Source organism: Mesonia sediminis, from assembly GCF_042684705.1.
GTDB classification, from domain to species: Bacteria; Bacteroidota; Bacteroidia; order Flavobacteriales; family Flavobacteriaceae; genus Mesonia; species Mesonia sediminis.
On sequence record NZ_JBHULZ010000023.1, the window covers coordinates 402915 to 417676 of the forward strand.

Genomic DNA, 14762 nt, shown 5'->3' on the forward strand with positions numbered 1-14762 from the left:
TAAATAAAAAAAGCCTGTATCGGCAAAGATTTTGTATAAACTCCTTTAAACAAGTTTAGGGCTAACAAGCTGATCAAGAATCCGCTCTAGACGGCGCGCTTTTACAACTTAGACTCACCCTTTTTAAAAGAATAAGTGTTGAGTTTATCAAATATAAATAACCAATACAGGCAGTAAAAAAATTTATTTTTAAGAACGTTCAGATAAATGTAGGTCTATTTTGTTTTCTAATTCAACCAACTTTTCTTTAGACCACTCTATCTCTTTATCACTATTTATTGATTGCTGTTCGAGTTTTGCTGCAAATTGTAAGGCGCACATTGCGAGTACATCTTGCTTATCTCGAACCGCATAACTTTGCTCAAATTGCTTGATCACCCCCTCTATACTTTTTGCCGCTTTGCGTAAACCCTCTTCTTGCTCGGGTTTTATGCTTAAAGGGTAAACCCTGTCGGCTATAGAAAGTTTAATTTTCAGCTTATCATTCATGCTCCTTTTCTATTCTGATAGATGATAAATACAATCATCTATCTCCTTTATCAAGCTATTTATTTTGAGTTTTGTCTCTCTTTTATATTCTTTACTGCCAAGCAAGGCATTTGCAGATTTTAAAGTAGCATTTTTTTGCTTCAGTTGGATCAAATCTGTTTCTAACAAAGCTACCTCTTGCTTTTTTTTAGCTAAGGCCTCTCTTAAGGCTTCGTTTTTCTGCTCCAACAATTGATTTTTTTGTATTAAGCGACTAACTTTAACACGCAGGCTTTCAACAACATCAATCAATTTTGTCATCTACAAAGTACTTATTGCTTCTTGCACAAAGTTAATATTCCTAATTGAAACCTCAATAGATTTTCTTTATATTTTTAATGTCAAGCTTTGTAATTTACTACATTTATATTTTTTAAATTTGAAAATCAACACTTTTACTCATTCAAACTATGCGTATAATTTATAGCATTTTCTTTTTTTCACTCACATTGTTTTTTTGCCTTAATACAAGAGCGCAATCAACTGGAAGTGCCGCTAAAGAGAATTACTTTGAAAGCCCACTAGAAATTCCATTAATTTTATCAGGAACCTTTGGTGAACTTAGAAGCAATCATTTTCATAGTGGTTTAGATATAAAAACACATCAACGTATTGGTTTAAATGTTTTAGCCAGTGCTTCGGGTTACGTGAGTCGTATAAAAATTTCTCACTTTGGATATGGTAAAGCCATTTACATAAAACATCCTAATGGTCTAACGACCGTTTACGGCCATTTAAATAAATTTGCTCCGCATATTCAAAAATACATCCGTAAAGTACAATATGAAAAAGAGCAGTATGAAGTAGAAGTTTTTCCAAAGGCCAACGAACTGCCCGTTGAACAAGGAGAACTTATCGCTCTTAGCGGAAATAGCGGCGGTAGTGGGGGGCCTCATTTGCATTTTGAAATCCGTGATGAAGCGCAAAAACCAATGAATGCTTTAAATTTTGGATTTACAGTTCCCGATAATCACGCCCCACTTCTAGAAGGGCTTTATGCTTATACTTTAGATGAAAATAGCCATATAGAAAGTCAACAAGGTAGAATTCAGCTAAGGCCAATACACAAAGGAAATCATCGCTATACCACCGAACCAATTCAGGCGTATGGAAAGATCGGGTTTGGGGTGATAAGTCGCGATTTACTCAATAACGCCTACAATAAAAACGGTATTTATAAAATACAAACTTATTTAAACGGAGAAAAAATTTTTACGGCAAGCTTCGATATTTTTTCGTTTGCTGAAAGCAGATACATCAATCGTTTTATCGACTATGAGTTTTACAAAAGCGATAAAAAAAAGATTCAAAAACTTTTTATCGAAAAAAACAACCCACTTAGTTTGCTAGAACATACTGGCAATAATGGGTTGATAAATTTAGAAGAAGAACTAGATTACAACTATAAAATAGTAATTACCGATTTCGCCAATAATACCACCGAAATCACACTACCTATTCAAGCTAAAAAAAGAGATAAAAAAGAAATAAAAACCCCTACCCCACTTAAAACAGATTATTTAGTTAAGGCCAATCATGCCATCGCTTTTGAAGAGGGCATTTATGATATATACATTCCAAAAAACGCTCTTTATGATGATACTTACCTCGATATAAAAGCAGAGGAAGATTACATTAAAATTCATAACGATAAAACCCCACTTCATAAGAATTTCACTCTTGGTATTGACGTTAGCGATTATAAAACAGAAGACAAAGAAAAAATGTATATCGCCCGATTAACCGACTGGGGGAAAGCCTATTATGTCAAAACCTATAAAAAACCAAATCGTTTCACCATAAGAACCCGAACTTTTGGTAAGTATACTTTAAAGCAAGATTGGGAAGGCCCAAAAATAGAACCGGTAAATTTTGTGCATAAAAAATGGATGAGTAAAGAAAAAGTACTTCAATTTAAAATTGAAGATGAATTGACAAACATCCAAGCTTACCGCGCTACGGTCAACGGTAAATTTATTTTAATGGAGTATGACTACAAAACCAATATGCTTACACACTATTTTGAAGATGGTGCCGTTGTAGATACTGAAAACCATTTACAATTAATTGTTATAGATAATGTAGGAAATAGCACTACCTTTGAAGGCATATTTTACAGGAAAACTAAATCTTAATCTTTTGAAGAATTTTTTCTTATGGCTCTTTTTCCTTTACGGATTTATTTCCTTGGGGCAAGAAGCACAATTACAAGGTGTAATTTTAGATGAAAACAACGTACCTGTTGTGGGAGCGAACATCAGCACACCAACCAACGGAACCCAAAGTAATATAAATGGATTTTATACCTTAACCTTACCGGCCAATAAAATTACCACTGTTAAATTTAGCTATTTAGGTTTAGCACCTATGCAGGTGCAATTTAAACTCAAAGCTGGTGAGACCAAAGAATTTAATCCGGTACTTAAAACAGATGTTGAACAAATAGGAAGTGTAGTTATTACAGGTGTTAGTCGCAACAAGGTAGAAGGTATTACCTCAATTGAACCAGAAACGATTCGAAGAATCCCTGGCGCCAATGCTGGGGTAGAAAATTTACTTAAAACCCTGCCTGGCGTTTCTTCTAACAATGAATTGAGTACGCAATATGCTGTAAGAGGAGGAAATTATGATGAAAACCTAGTTTATGTAAACGGAATCGAAGTCTATCGGCCGTTTTTGATACGATCTGGGCAGCAAGAAGGTCTTAGTTTTGTAAACACCGATTTGGTTAGAAATGTCAATTTTTCGGCGGGAGGTTTCCAAGCCAAATATGGCGATAAATTATCTTCTGTTCTAGATATTACTTATCGCAGGCCAACTAATTTTGGCGCATCACTTGATTTAAGTATGTTGGGTGCTAGTGCTAGTGTTGAAGGAATAACCAAAAATAAAAAATTAACCGCTATATTGGGTTTACGCTACCGCAACAATAGTTTGTTCGTAAACAGCAAAGAAACTGAGGTAGACTTTAATCCTATATTTGCCGATGCACAGACTTATCTTACCTATCAATTCTCAAAAAAATTTAGCTTAAGCTTTTTGGGTAATATTTCGCTTAATGAATACCGCTATGAACCTAAATTCAAGGAGACAAAATTTGGTACTATTCAAGAAGCTCAGGCACTTCAAGTATTTTACGAAGGTCAAGAAGAAGATCGATACATCACTTACTCGGCTGCATTAAAGGCAGATTACCAGCTTAACGCCAATTTTGAGACCAGTTTCATCGGATCGATCTATAACACCCAAGAGCAAGAGTATTTTGACATTTTGGCCGAGTATAGATTAGGACAGCCCAATACAAATATTGGTAGTGACGATTTAGGTGAAGTTGAGTTTACAGAAGGCGTAGGCGGTCAATTAACCCACGCACGTAATGATTTAGACGCTCTTATTGTTAATTTTCAACATAAAGGTAAAATTACCATAGAAAATAGTGAAATTAGCTACGGTTTAAAATATACACACGAAAATATTCGTGATCGTATTCAGGAATATGAAATAATAGACTCCGCTGGCTATTCCATTCGTCCACCACTAGAAGGTTTTGAAAATAATCAGCCCTACGAAGCTTTTGAAGCCCCTTTAGCTCCCTACTACTCCATTCGCGCCTATAACGAAACCCAAATTAATCGAATTCAGGCTTTTGCACAATACAGCTATAAAACTAAAATAAAGGAGGCCGACTTTTGGCTAAATGCAGGCCTGAGAAGCCACTACTGGCAAGTAGAAGGAAAAGCCATTGACAAACAAGCCTACAATGTAATAAGCCCCAGAGCACAAATAGCTTTAAAACCCAACTGGGAAAAAGATATGCTCTTTCGCCTTTCGGGCGGATTTTATTACCAACCTCCATTTTACAGAGAACTTCGCAGTGAAACAGGTGCGGTAAATCCAAAAGTAAAGGCTCAACAAGCTATACATATTGTCGCCGGAAATGATTATAGTTTTAAGCTAGGCAAAAGGCCTTTCAAATTAATTACCGAGGCTTATTATAAAAATTTAAATGATGTAAATCCTTACACCCTAGAAAATGTTCGCATTCGGTATGCAGCGCAAAACAATGCTAAAGCGTATGCGTACGGCGCCGATCTTCGCTTAAATGGTGAGTTTGTTTTAGGAACCGAAAGCTGGGTGAGTGTCGGCTACTTAAAAACAGAAGAAAATATTGAAAATCGTGGCTATATTTCAAGACCAACCGATCAACGCCTAAAATTTGCTATTCTTTTTCAAGATTATGTGCCCAATATTCCAAAACTTAAGTTATACTTAAACATGGTGTATAATACAGGTTTACCCGGAGGTGTACCCAATTATGCAGACCCTTATGTTTACCAAGTTCGTTTAGATAATTACCATCGCGTAGACGCTGGTTTCTCATACGTTTTAGTTGATTCTTCTAAAAAGGAAAAAGAAGAAGGACCCAATTGGCTCAAATCTTTTAAGGATTTAAGTATCGGTTTTGAAATTTTCAACATTTTTGATCGTCAAAATTCAATCACCAACACCTATGTTCGTGATGTTTATTCCAAACGATTATATTCGGTACCTAATTATTTAACGCCTAGAGTATTCAATCTTCGAATGAGTATGCGTTTTTAGAATTAACTAGATACTTCTTTTAGTTTGTTTAAGATGGCTTGACGATAAAGTGGTTGCCAATTTAATTTTTAGCACGGTATAAATCCGTAAAAAAAAAACCGACTAGCAAAAGCTGTCGGTTTTAAATAGGATATAATTAATAATTATTAATGGTGCTCTTCAACAAATTTCTTAAGTACATCGACCACATAATCTAATTCCTCTTTGGTGTTATATGCCGAGAAAGAGAAACGAATTGAGGGTTTTTCAAGATCTTCATCGCTTAAAACTTGAGAAAGTACGTGTGAACCTTTAGTGCTTCCACTTTGACAGGCACTTCCTTTAGAACAAGCAATTCCGTTTAAATCCAATTGAAACAAAAGTAGCGCTGCTTTTTCTTGAGCTACTGGCAAACATACATTTACCAAGGTATAAGTACTTTTATTAAAGTCTGAACAACTGCCGTTAAATTTTACCCCAGGCACATTTTCTTTTAAAGCATTGATAAAGTCTTTCTTTAATTCTTCTATGTATTGCTTTTCTTCTTCTAAATGCTCATAAGCCAAATCTAAAGCTTTTTGCATTCCAACAATATTATGAACGCTCTCTGTACCGGCTCTTACACCGCGCTCTTGAGCGCCACCAAAAATCAAGGGTTTTAAACCTGAATTTTTTCGCACATAAGCAAAGCCTACCCCTTTAGGTCCGTGAAATTTATGAGCACTTACCGCGGTAAAATCCACTGGTAATGCATCTAAATCTATATCGAAATGCCCAATACTTTGCACGGTGTCACTGTGAAATAAAGCGCCGTGAGCTTTACACATCTGCCCTACTTTCTCTAAAGGTAAAATAGTTCCTATTTCATTATTAATGTGCATTAAGCTTACCAGCGTTTTTTGGCTATCTTGTTGTAGCAATTCATCTAAGTGATCAAGATCTACTTGACCGCAAGGTTTAATAGCTACATATTCTACTTGAATATCATAACAATGCTTAAGCTGTTCAACCGTATATAAAACAGCGTGATGTTCTACCTTACTGGTAATAATTCTTTTAACACCTAAATCACGAACAGCACTATTTAAGGCTAGGTTATCGGCTTCGGTCCCTCCAGAAGTAAAAATAATTTCTGCAGCTGTAACGTTTAAATGCTTGGCGATGGCCTTGCGTGCGTTCTCCATATAAGCCTTGGCTTTTCTACCAAAAGCGTGCGTTGAAGACGGATTACCAAAGCTATCTTCAAGTACGCTAGTCATTTCCTTAATTACTTCAGGTCTAACTTGTGTCGTTGCGGCACTATCTAAATATACACTTCTCATAGGGCGAAAATATTTTTTTTGCGAAAATAAGTATTTAAAATTCTTTTTACGCCTTTTAAATTACTCAAATAATTAAATTTGTTGTTATGAAAAAAATAATCCTACTTTTAGCTTTTGCAGGGGTATTACAAGCCTGCGACGACGGAGACCTCATTGTGACCAACTTTTTATTTGATGAAAATAATAAGCTTGCTTATTGTCAAAACAACAATACAACGGTGGCCTTTAGTATTAACACAAGTCCCGATGAAAGTATATTTTTTAAGTTTAATGATTCAAATTTTAGTCCTATTATAAGTGATCTAAGTGAGCAACGCACCCAGAGTTACCCTATTAGTTCCAGCAATATATTGACCTACAGGGCATTTTCTCAACCTATAAGCGCTTCTTATTTCTGCAATAGCGTACCACCAGCAAATAATAATATCACTCAAGAATATGAAGCTGACAATGGAGGAAGTGTTGATTTTATTACACAAGCAATTTTAACCGAAGACTCAGATGGTGATGGCATACCAGATAATCAAGAAGGAAGAAGCAGTAACCAAGATACCGATGGTGATGGAATTCCTGATTATCTTGATATGGATGACGATAATGACAACGTAAGCACTTCGATAGAAATTGCGCTAATCGGGCAACCGCTAGACAATTTAAATTTTCCGGATACAGATGAAGATGGTATCCCTAATTATTTGGACGAAGATGATGATAATGATGGTATTCTAACACGTAATGAAGATCTCAATTCGGAAGCCGGTGAGGACGTAATTTTAAACCCTACTGACGATGACACCAACAATAATGGAATCCCTAATTATTTGGATCCCGCAGACCAGGGTGAATTAATTCTAAATCTCTATAAGGACAATACTATTCTTAGAAGATTTAAAACCATTGTAACAGCGAAAAATTTTACGTTCAAAAATTTAAACGCCAATGAAAGCATAAGTATTGAGGAGCTAATTCTTGGAAGTTTTGAAGAAAGCGCCAACGTAACTACCGAAATCAATCCAGGCTAGGAAATTGATTTTTGATAAATATATACGGCTGTGGCCGCATCAAAACCATACTTGGTGCTGTCTGCATCTTCATATGCTACTTGGTTATATCGGCTAAATAAGGTTCTAAGCTCTTGTTTCAACACTCCTTCTCCAACACCATGAATAAAAACCAAGCGTTGATTTCTATTTTTTATCGCCTTTTCTAAGTGATGCCTAGCCGTATCAATCTGAAGATTAAGTATATCATACTTGTCCAATCGATTTACCCGATGAGTCAATTTTTCAATATGCAAATCAATTTCTATAGCGGGAATAGTTTTCTCCCTTCTTTTGGCTATAACTTGTTTCCGCTTACTGGGTTGCTTTTCTTTTAAAGCTTGTCGCAATTCTGCCTCGGTTACCTTTAAGCTTGCGTTTTCTAATTTTATTACTTCATCAGATTCTACCTGTAAAATAAAACCATCTGATGTTTGAATGGTTAAACTACTGCCAGAAACATTCTCTACCCAACCGCTAAGATTTTCATCTATAAGTTCAACTTCATCTCCTGTCTTAAAATTCATGAGGTTGTTTTTCTTTGTTATTACTGCTCAAGCCTTTATTAATTTGATACAAAGCCAACATCAATAAAATGATGCCAGCAACATTAAGAAAAACGTTATACTTTTCTATAAACAAATTACTCACCAAAACGATTAAGGCTAAAAAAAGCAAAATGTATTTCGGCTTTAGCATAACAGTTAATTATTGAATATAAATTTTAATTGCTTAATTTATATCTGATTTCAACTCAAATATATTATTTTTGAATAAAATACCTAGTCATGCGGCCAATATTATTTATTTTTTATTTTTTTATGTACGGGCTTATCTCTGCTCAAATATCCGTAAAGGGGGGTGATGATAATACCGAAAGCCCCACAAACTATATATATGTAGAAGGAGGTTATCTATTTAGTACCGGGAAACTGCTACTTACCCGCAACTCAGATACAGAAATTGCCAACATTTATTTACGGAATAACGCCCAATTTATACAAGAAGATGATGTAGCCAATGAAGGAAATGGTACTTTATCTGTTTTTCAAGAAGGAGCTGCCGACCAGTATGCCTATAATTATTGGGGTGCACCCGTTGGCTTAATTAGCAATGGTAATCCTACGGGAAATTTATCTTTTGGTATTAATGAATTGAGTACTCCCAATTCTAGATTAAAAAGTTCTGGTGTAAATATAATTTCAGGATACAACAGTACGACAACTAATACAACTCCAAATAACTCGACTGCTGTTTTAAATTTGGCTAAGTATTGGATTTTTAAATACATCAATCAACAAGGCAACGCCTATGCTAATTGGATATCTGTACAAGATGCCAATAACATTAACCCAGGTGAAGGTTTTACTATGAAAGGGGTTGGCGGAACCGACAATTTTACGCTTTATAGCGTACAAAACAACCCCGGTTCTGCGCAACGTTATGATTTTAGAGGTAGACCTAACAACGGAGACATTGAAGTAACCACCTTTAATTCTACTAATGACATTGCCTTGCTGGGTAATCCCTACCCTTCTGCTATCTTTCTATCTAAGTTTTTAATTGAAAATTCAACAGGAGGTTCCCCTAATACTGATTGTAATTTGAGTACCACACAGCGAAATGCAACCACTGGTGTGGCTTATTTCTGGGACAGTGACCCCAATGTACAATCGCACAATCTTAGAGATTACAACGGTGGTTATGCGACATTCTCTCCCAATGGCAGTTGCTTAGGTCTTGGAACCTATACCAATGCGGTGTTTTACAATTATGACGCTAGCGGTAATCCTATTGGTAGTGGTAACGGAACAGGCAGTCTCGATATAAATAGAAAGTTTATACCCATTGCTCAAGGTTTTTTTGTACAAGCACCCGATGGCACTTTAGATGCGGTTAGGTTCAACAACTCCCATCGCGTTTACCAACCAGAAGGGAAGGATAATACTAATTTTGATCGACAGAAGACAATATCCAGCTCTAGCCCAACGGACAGCATACCCCTATTACGTCTTAATTTTGTGTTTGATAACCTGTATACACGTCAAGTTGCCGTAGTCTTTAATGATGCCGCGACAACTGGTGTTGACATGGCTATGGATGCGGCCAATATAGACGCCGTAAATTCTGATGCCGGTATTTTTAATAACAACAGGAATTATGTAATTGATGTGCGACCCTTTAACCAAGACGAGCATATACCACTTTATATTTCTTTAAATGAAGATAAAGAGGTTACTTTTAAAATCAATAATCAAGAACACATCGATTTAGAGCATATTTACATTTATGATTCCCAATATAAAATGTATAATAAAATAAATGACGGCAAGTATTTTAATATCAATTTACCAGCAGGGAATCATCACAACAGATTTTATTTAGCTTTTAAAGATCAACGCTTGGGTATTGATGAATTAGAAGGAAGCAATTTTATTATTACCCAAAATAACAGTTTGCAGACGTTAAATATTGGCAACCCCAATAACGCTAGCATAACGGCAGTACGTGTTTTTGACATGATGGGTAAGCGAATTCTTTTTAAAAACCAACTAGGAAGCAATTCTAATTATAGCTTCTCAACCCAAAACCTAGCGGCAGGAATTTATATTGTACAAGTTCTAGATGAGAATCAAAACGCATTTACCCAAAAAGTGAGCATTTACAACAAATAGATATTTTGGAAGATTATCTACTTACTTGCTATACTAAGAAGTTTTTTGCTTTCCCTTGCCCGGGTTGCGGTGGCCAACGCGCCGTATTATTACTAAGTGAAGGAAACCTAAAAGAGAGCTTTTTGATGTATCCTGGTCTTTATCCTTTATTGATTTTTTTACTACTTTTACTTGTAAACAAGATTTACCCTTTTAAAAACTACCATAAATGGATAACACCTTTAGCTTTTATAACAACGATAACTATCGTTGTTAGCTACGTTTATAAACTTTATTATTTATATTTTTAACTTCAATATTTATCAACTAAATACTTAACTCAAATTTTAAAAAATGGAATTAGAAAATCGGAAATTACCCAATGCTACACTATCTTTAATTTTAGGAATATTATCTTTTATAGCCTGCTGCTTTAGTGCAGGATTAGGAGGCGTGATATTATCTGGTGTAGCGTTTTATTTAGCGAATAAAGACACACGCTTATACCATCAAAATCCTGATGGATTCGACAACTATAGCCAAGTAAAAACTGCCAAAATTATTGCAATTATCGGCTTGGTTATAGGCTTATTAGTTTTAATCTCTAGCATTGCGTTCATCGTTTCTTTAGGCGGAATTAACGAGTACTTTGAATATATTCAGGAAATGCAAATGAAACAATTAGAAATGCAGGGGCAATAACAGCTTCTATTTTTTCATTTTATTACAAACCTTTTTCTGTTTGATTGTTTTTTATATTCAAACAGGAAAAGGTTTTTTGCATTATGCCCTACTTCCGTAAAGGTCTTTAGAAGCCATTAGCAGCGAAGTTGACTTAACTAGTAAAATATAATTTAGCAATATATAAGCTAAAGCGCATCAACTCTACTTCCATAAACCCTATAAGTGCATTATCATTAAAAGCCTAAAAAAAGGGTTTAGAATGCTCCCCCATACCTGAATTTAAATAAATTAATAGTCTAATCGAATATTCAAATATGAAAAATTTGAGTTTGGGTAATTCAAGGAATGAATTAAACTTATAAGAGTTAAAAAATTTGCTTACAAAAAAAGACCCTCAAGCTTTCGCTTGAGGGTCTTAATATATAAGAACAAAATTTAAGTAAAATTAGTTTTTACCTTCCATTTTATCTTTTAAAGCTTGAAGATCTGCGTTAGCATCACCTATAGTAGGCTTATTCTCTTCTTGAGCTTTTTTAGCTGCTTGTGTAACTATCTTAGCCTCTTCCTCTTTGTGAATAGACATATGAGAAGCCACAACACGCTTAAATTCTTTATTGAATTCGATGATTACAAATTCAGCTTCATCTCCTTTACCTAACTTGGTACCGTCTTCTTTTTCTAAGTGACGAGTAGGAACAAAAGCAGTAATATCTTCATTAAACTCAATAGTAGCTCCTTTACTTACAACATCTGCAATTGTTGCTGTATGCTTAGTACCTACCGCGAAATCTTGCTCATATTTATCCCAAGGGTTTTCTTCTGTTTGCTTGTGACCTAAGCTCAATTTGCGTCCGTCAACATCAAGTTCAAGAACAACAACATCTAATTTATCACCTACATTACAGAATTCTGATGGATGCTTAATTTTCTTAGTCCAAGAAAGATCTGAGATATAAATAAGACCATCGATACCTTCTTCAAGTTCAACAAATACACCAAAGTTTGTAAAGTTTCTTACAATTCCGGTATGTCTTGAACCAACAGGGTATTTAGTCGTAATGTCTGTCCATGGATCTGGTGTTAATTGCTTAATACCTAGAGACATTTTACGCTCTTCTCTATCTAAAGTTAAAATTTGTGCTTCAACTTCATCGCCTACATTTACAAAATCTTGTGCAGATCTTAAGTGAGTAGACCAAGACATTTCAGAAACGTGGATTAATCCTTCTACACCTTCAGCAACTTCAATAAACGCACCGTAGTCTGCAATAACAACTACTTTACCTTTAACTTTATCACCTACTTTCAAGTCAGCATCAAGTGCCTCCCAAGGGTGCTTGTTCAATTGCTTAAGACCTAATTGGATTCTAGTTTTAGCCTCATCAAAGTCTAAGATTACTACGTTTAATTTCTGATCTAATTCTACAATCTCGTTTGGATGATTGATTCTAGACCAAGATAAATCAGTAATGTGAACTAAACCGTCTACACCACCAAGGTCAACGAACACACCGTAAGAAGTGATGTTTTTAACCACACCTTCTAACACTTGTCCTTTTTCTAATTGACCAATAATTTCTTTTTTCTGCTCTTCGATATCTGCTTCGATAAGCGCTTTATGAGAAACTACTACGTTCTTAAATTCGTGGTTAATTTTCACCACTTTAAACTCCATAGTTTTGTTTACGTAAGCATCGTAATCTCTAATTGGCTTCACATCGATTTGCGAACCAGGTAAGAAAGCTTCGATACCAAATACGTCTACAATCATACCACCTTTTGTACGGCATTTTACAAAACCGTTTACAATGGTACCTTCTTCGTGCGCTTTATTTACGCGATCCCAAGCCTTAATTACACGAGCTTTACGGTGAGAAAGAATTAATTGCCCTGTAGCATCTTCACGTACATCAATTAAAACCTCAACTTTATCGCCAACCGCTAAATTAGGATTGTATCTAAATTCATTTAGTGAGATTACACCTTCACTCTTAGCGTTGATATCGATAATAGCATCACGATCGGTGATATTGATTACCGTACCCTCAACAACTTCATCATCAAGTGTATCTACAAAGTTTTCCTCTACAAGTCTCTCAAACTCATCTAACTTACCATCATCAATTGGGTCGATACCCTCTTCATAATTGTGCCAGTTAAACTCCTTTAAAAATTGTTCTGGATTTTGTTGTTGCTCGCTAGGAGCTGGTTGAGAAGAAGCGTCCATCCCGGCTACTTCTTGAATCTCTGGATTGTTTTTTTCTTCAGCCATTGCTGATCTATTCATTTGTATTCTACACACCTTGGAAAATTAAACAGCTGATGCACAGAAGATTGTTTAAAAATAAAAATTAATTCCGCTTGATTTTCCAAATGCTGCCAAACGGATTGCAAAAGTAGCTATTATTTTTTGATAATCAAATACTTATTCTTGTTTTTTTATTATGAGATAACTTTATATTTGTAGAATAACCTAGCCCTATGCATCCTAATAAAAATCACCTATTAATTCTTGTTTTTCTTTTTCTTATATTTCCAATATTAAGCTCAGGGCAAGCCCAAAAATTGGTTTTTGAGCTTGTATATAAAGATAAAAACCTAGGTAAACTTACTGCCCGGCACTACAAAAAAGGCGACACCTTATTTTATATAAGCAATACGAGCATCAAGACAAGAATAATTACTCCCCTTAACGTTGAGTACACTTATTTAGTTAAAAAAGACCTCAACAAACAATTGCTTTTTGCAGAAGTTACTATAGTAGTCAATGGCAAAACTAGAACGCATAGTTTTACCCGTAAAAAAGAAAACGCCTATATTTTTACAGAAAGTAATAAGAGCCATAAAATTAACCGCCCCATAAACTATTCTAGTGTACAACTTCTTTTTGAAGAGCCCGCCGGAGTCAAAGAAATTTATTCTGAAGAACAAGGTAAATTTCTCACTTTGCAACAAGAATCGCGTCACAAATACATTAAATCTTCCAAAAATGATTCAGAATACCATTATGTAAATGGCAACTTGCATAAAGCTGTTTTAGATATAGGAATAATTTCTTTTGAAGTGTTAAAAGCTACCGTTTCAAAATAAAAAGAATTTGGCTTATTCTACAAAATCTGGTTTACGTAATTTAACCTATATTCCTATTATCGAATGAAAACTGGTTCATTTGATTTATCAGTATGCTCTTCGCTGTACTTATAATCCATCCCAGTAAAGCCCAGTAAATCTTCAAATTTACTCACCTGATGGTCAATTAAGTAACGCGCCATAGCACCACGGGCTTTTTTAGCATAAAATGCAATAGTTTTAAGCTTATCTCCTTTAAAATCTTTAAATATAGGCGTTACTATTTGACTTTTTAATTTGGTTTTATCTACCGCCTTAAAGTACTCATTGCTAGCTAGGTTAACAAAAAGTTCGTTTTCTTGTAACTCTTCATTCAATTGCTTTGTAATTTTGGTTTTCCAAAAAGCATAAAGGTCTTTGTTACGCTCAATACTCAATTTTGTTCCCATTTCAAGTCGGTAAGGCTGCATCAAATCAAATGGTTTAAGAATTCCATAAAGTCCAGATAAAATACGTAGACTATTTTGCAAAAAATCGGCTTGTTTTTCTTCTATTGTATTTGCCTCTAGTCCAGAATAAACATCACCATCAAACATATAAATAGCCGGTTTAGCATTTTTAGCTGTAGGTTTAGCTTCAAAATCTTGGTTACGGGTGTAATTTAAATCGGCCAATTGGTCGCTGATATTCATTAAATCGGCTAATTCTTTTTTCGAAAAACGAGCCAGCTTTCTATTAATTTGAGCTGCTTCTTCTAGAAATACAGGCTGTGATGATTTTTGTATAGGCCAATCTTGGCTTTCATTCAAAGATTTAGCCGGTGAAATTACTATCTTCATAATTTAATTTTTCCCTAATTTACGATAATGGCTGATTTTAGATTT

14 protein-coding genes and 1 other RNA gene are annotated in these 14762 nt (G+C 35.0%); 7 read left to right on the forward strand and 8 right to left on the reverse strand.

What is annotated here, in order from left to right; all coding sequences use genetic code 11:
* Nucleotides 1–37: 37 nt before the first annotated feature.
* The 3 genes from ssrS to ACFSQ0_RS05005 all read right to left on the reverse strand — a co-directional run bounded on the left by ssrS (nucleotide 38) and on the right by ACFSQ0_RS05005 (nucleotide 789).
* Nucleotides 38–144, reverse strand: a non-coding RNA gene (ssrS, locus tag ACFSQ0_RS04995) — 6S RNA.
* A 45-nt stretch (nucleotides 145–189) separates the two neighbouring features.
* The gene (locus ACFSQ0_RS05000) at nucleotides 190–489 is read right to left on the reverse strand and encodes a cell division protein ZapA (RefSeq protein WP_147862672.1); all 300 of its coding nucleotides are present in this window, start codon (nucleotides 487–489) and stop codon (nucleotides 190–192) included.
* A gap of 9 nt (nucleotides 490–498) precedes the next feature.
* On the reverse strand, nucleotides 499–789 hold the full coding sequence (locus ACFSQ0_RS05005) for a hypothetical protein (RefSeq protein ID WP_379045015.1): 291 nt from the start codon (nucleotides 787–789) through the stop codon (nucleotides 499–501).
* Between the two features lie 149 nt (nucleotides 790–938).
* Between ACFSQ0_RS05005 and ACFSQ0_RS05010 the strand changes: the two genes are divergently transcribed.
* Together ACFSQ0_RS05010 and ACFSQ0_RS05015 are read left to right on the forward strand one after the other, a co-directional pair.
* On the forward strand, nucleotides 939–2663 hold the full coding sequence (locus tag ACFSQ0_RS05010; RefSeq protein ID WP_379045018.1) for a M23 family metallopeptidase: 1725 nt from the start codon (nucleotides 939–941) through the stop codon (nucleotides 2661–2663).
* A gap of 4 nt (nucleotides 2664–2667) precedes the next feature.
* Nucleotides 2668–5130, forward strand: coding sequence for a TonB-dependent receptor (locus ACFSQ0_RS05015; protein ID WP_379045021.1), 2463 nt, complete (start codon nucleotides 2668–2670; stop codon nucleotides 5128–5130).
* A 146-nt stretch (nucleotides 5131–5276) separates the two neighbouring features.
* On the opposite strand, the gene ACFSQ0_RS05020 is transcribed toward ACFSQ0_RS05015, so the two are convergent.
* The gene (locus tag ACFSQ0_RS05020; RefSeq protein ID WP_379045024.1) at nucleotides 5277–6431 is read right to left on the reverse strand and encodes a cysteine desulfurase family protein; all 1155 of its coding nucleotides are present in this window, start codon (nucleotides 6429–6431) and stop codon (nucleotides 5277–5279) included.
* 86 nt (nucleotides 6432–6517) lie between these two features.
* Between ACFSQ0_RS05020 and ACFSQ0_RS05025 the strand changes: the two genes are divergently transcribed.
* A complete protein-coding gene (locus ACFSQ0_RS05025; protein ID WP_379045027.1) occupies nucleotides 6518–7453 on the forward strand; it encodes a hypothetical protein in 936 nt (311 codons plus the stop codon).
* On the opposite strand, the gene ACFSQ0_RS05030 is transcribed toward ACFSQ0_RS05025, so the two are convergent.
* Complete coding sequence (locus tag ACFSQ0_RS05030) at nucleotides 7450–7998, reverse strand: Smr/MutS family protein (protein WP_379045030.1); 549 nt, start codon at nucleotides 7996–7998, stop codon at nucleotides 7450–7452. The genes ACFSQ0_RS05025 and ACFSQ0_RS05030 overlap by 4 nt on opposite strands.
* Nucleotides 7988–8170 (reverse strand): hypothetical protein, encoded by a 183-nt coding sequence (locus ACFSQ0_RS05035; protein WP_379045033.1) that lies wholly within the window; start codon nucleotides 8168–8170, stop codon nucleotides 7988–7990. The genes ACFSQ0_RS05030 and ACFSQ0_RS05035 overlap by 11 nt, the downstream gene beginning before the upstream one ends.
* Before the next feature lie 89 nt (nucleotides 8171–8259).
* Between ACFSQ0_RS05035 and ACFSQ0_RS05040 the strand changes: the two genes are divergently transcribed.
* From ACFSQ0_RS05040 to ACFSQ0_RS05050, 3 genes are read left to right on the forward strand one after another with little or no spacing between them, the layout of a single operon-like run.
* On the forward strand, nucleotides 8260–10146 hold the full coding sequence (locus tag ACFSQ0_RS05040) for a T9SS type A sorting domain-containing protein (RefSeq protein WP_379045036.1): 1887 nt from the start codon (nucleotides 8260–8262) through the stop codon (nucleotides 10144–10146).
* A 5-nt stretch (nucleotides 10147–10151) separates the two neighbouring features.
* Nucleotides 10152–10436, forward strand: coding sequence for a DUF2752 domain-containing protein (locus ACFSQ0_RS05045; RefSeq protein ID WP_379045039.1), 285 nt, complete (start codon nucleotides 10152–10154; stop codon nucleotides 10434–10436).
* Between the two features lie 43 nt (nucleotides 10437–10479).
* Nucleotides 10480–10827, forward strand: coding sequence for a CCC motif membrane protein (locus ACFSQ0_RS05050; RefSeq protein WP_379045041.1), 348 nt, complete (start codon nucleotides 10480–10482; stop codon nucleotides 10825–10827).
* Nucleotides 10828–11254: 427 nt separating this feature from the next.
* Here the strand turns inward: ACFSQ0_RS05050 and rpsA are convergent, their stop codons facing one another.
* On the reverse strand, nucleotides 11255–13081 hold the full coding sequence (gene rpsA, locus ACFSQ0_RS05055; RefSeq protein WP_379045382.1) for a 30S ribosomal protein S1: 1827 nt from the start codon (nucleotides 13079–13081) through the stop codon (nucleotides 11255–11257).
* A gap of 209 nt (nucleotides 13082–13290) precedes the next feature.
* Here rpsA and ACFSQ0_RS05060 point away from each other — a divergent pair, with 209 nt between their 5' ends.
* Nucleotides 13291–13899 (forward strand): DUF6134 family protein, encoded by a 609-nt coding sequence (locus ACFSQ0_RS05060; RefSeq protein WP_379045044.1) that lies wholly within the window; start codon nucleotides 13291–13293, stop codon nucleotides 13897–13899.
* 56 nt (nucleotides 13900–13955) lie between these two features.
* Here the strand turns inward: ACFSQ0_RS05060 and yaaA are convergent, their stop codons facing one another.
* On the reverse strand, nucleotides 13956–14717 hold the full coding sequence (gene yaaA / locus ACFSQ0_RS05065; RefSeq protein ID WP_379045047.1) for a peroxide stress protein YaaA: 762 nt from the start codon (nucleotides 14715–14717) through the stop codon (nucleotides 13956–13958).
* Between the last annotated feature and the right edge of the window lie 45 nt (nucleotides 14718–14762).

Bases quoted from the DNA above. Each gene is read 5' to 3' on its own strand.
- ACFSQ0_RS05010 (WP_379045018.1), top strand. From the start codon at position 939: ATGCGTATAATTTATAGCATTTTCTTTTTTTCACTCACATTGTTTTTT.
- rpsA (WP_379045382.1), bottom strand. From the start codon at position 13,081: ATGGCTGAAGAAAAAAACAATCCAGAGATTCAAGAAGTAGCCGGGATG.
- ACFSQ0_RS05035 (WP_379045033.1), bottom strand. From the start codon at position 8,170: ATGCTAAAGCCGAAATACATTTTGCTTTTTTTAGCCTTAATCGTTTTG.
- ACFSQ0_RS05060 (WP_379045044.1), top strand. From the start codon at position 13,291: ATGCATCCTAATAAAAATCACCTATTAATTCTTGTTTTTCTTTTTCTT.
- yaaA (WP_379045047.1), bottom strand. From the start codon at position 14,717: ATGAAGATAGTAATTTCACCGGCTAAATCTTTGAATGAAAGCCAAGAT.
- ACFSQ0_RS05030 (WP_379045030.1), bottom strand. From the start codon at position 7,998: ATGAATTTTAAGACAGGAGATGAAGTTGAACTTATAGATGAAAATCTT.
- ACFSQ0_RS05040 (WP_379045036.1), top strand. From the start codon at position 8,260: ATGCGGCCAATATTATTTATTTTTTATTTTTTTATGTACGGGCTTATC.
- ACFSQ0_RS05020 (WP_379045024.1), bottom strand. From the start codon at position 6,431: ATGAGAAGTGTATATTTAGATAGTGCCGCAACGACACAAGTTAGACCT.
- ACFSQ0_RS05050 (WP_379045041.1), top strand. From the start codon at position 10,480: ATGGAATTAGAAAATCGGAAATTACCCAATGCTACACTATCTTTAATT.
- ACFSQ0_RS05025 (WP_379045027.1), top strand. From the start codon at position 6,518: ATGAAAAAAATAATCCTACTTTTAGCTTTTGCAGGGGTATTACAAGCC.
- ACFSQ0_RS05000 (WP_147862672.1), bottom strand. From the start codon at position 489: ATGAATGATAAGCTGAAAATTAAACTTTCTATAGCCGACAGGGTTTAC.
- ACFSQ0_RS05005 (WP_379045015.1), bottom strand. From the start codon at position 789: ATGACAAAATTGATTGATGTTGTTGAAAGCCTGCGTGTTAAAGTTAGT.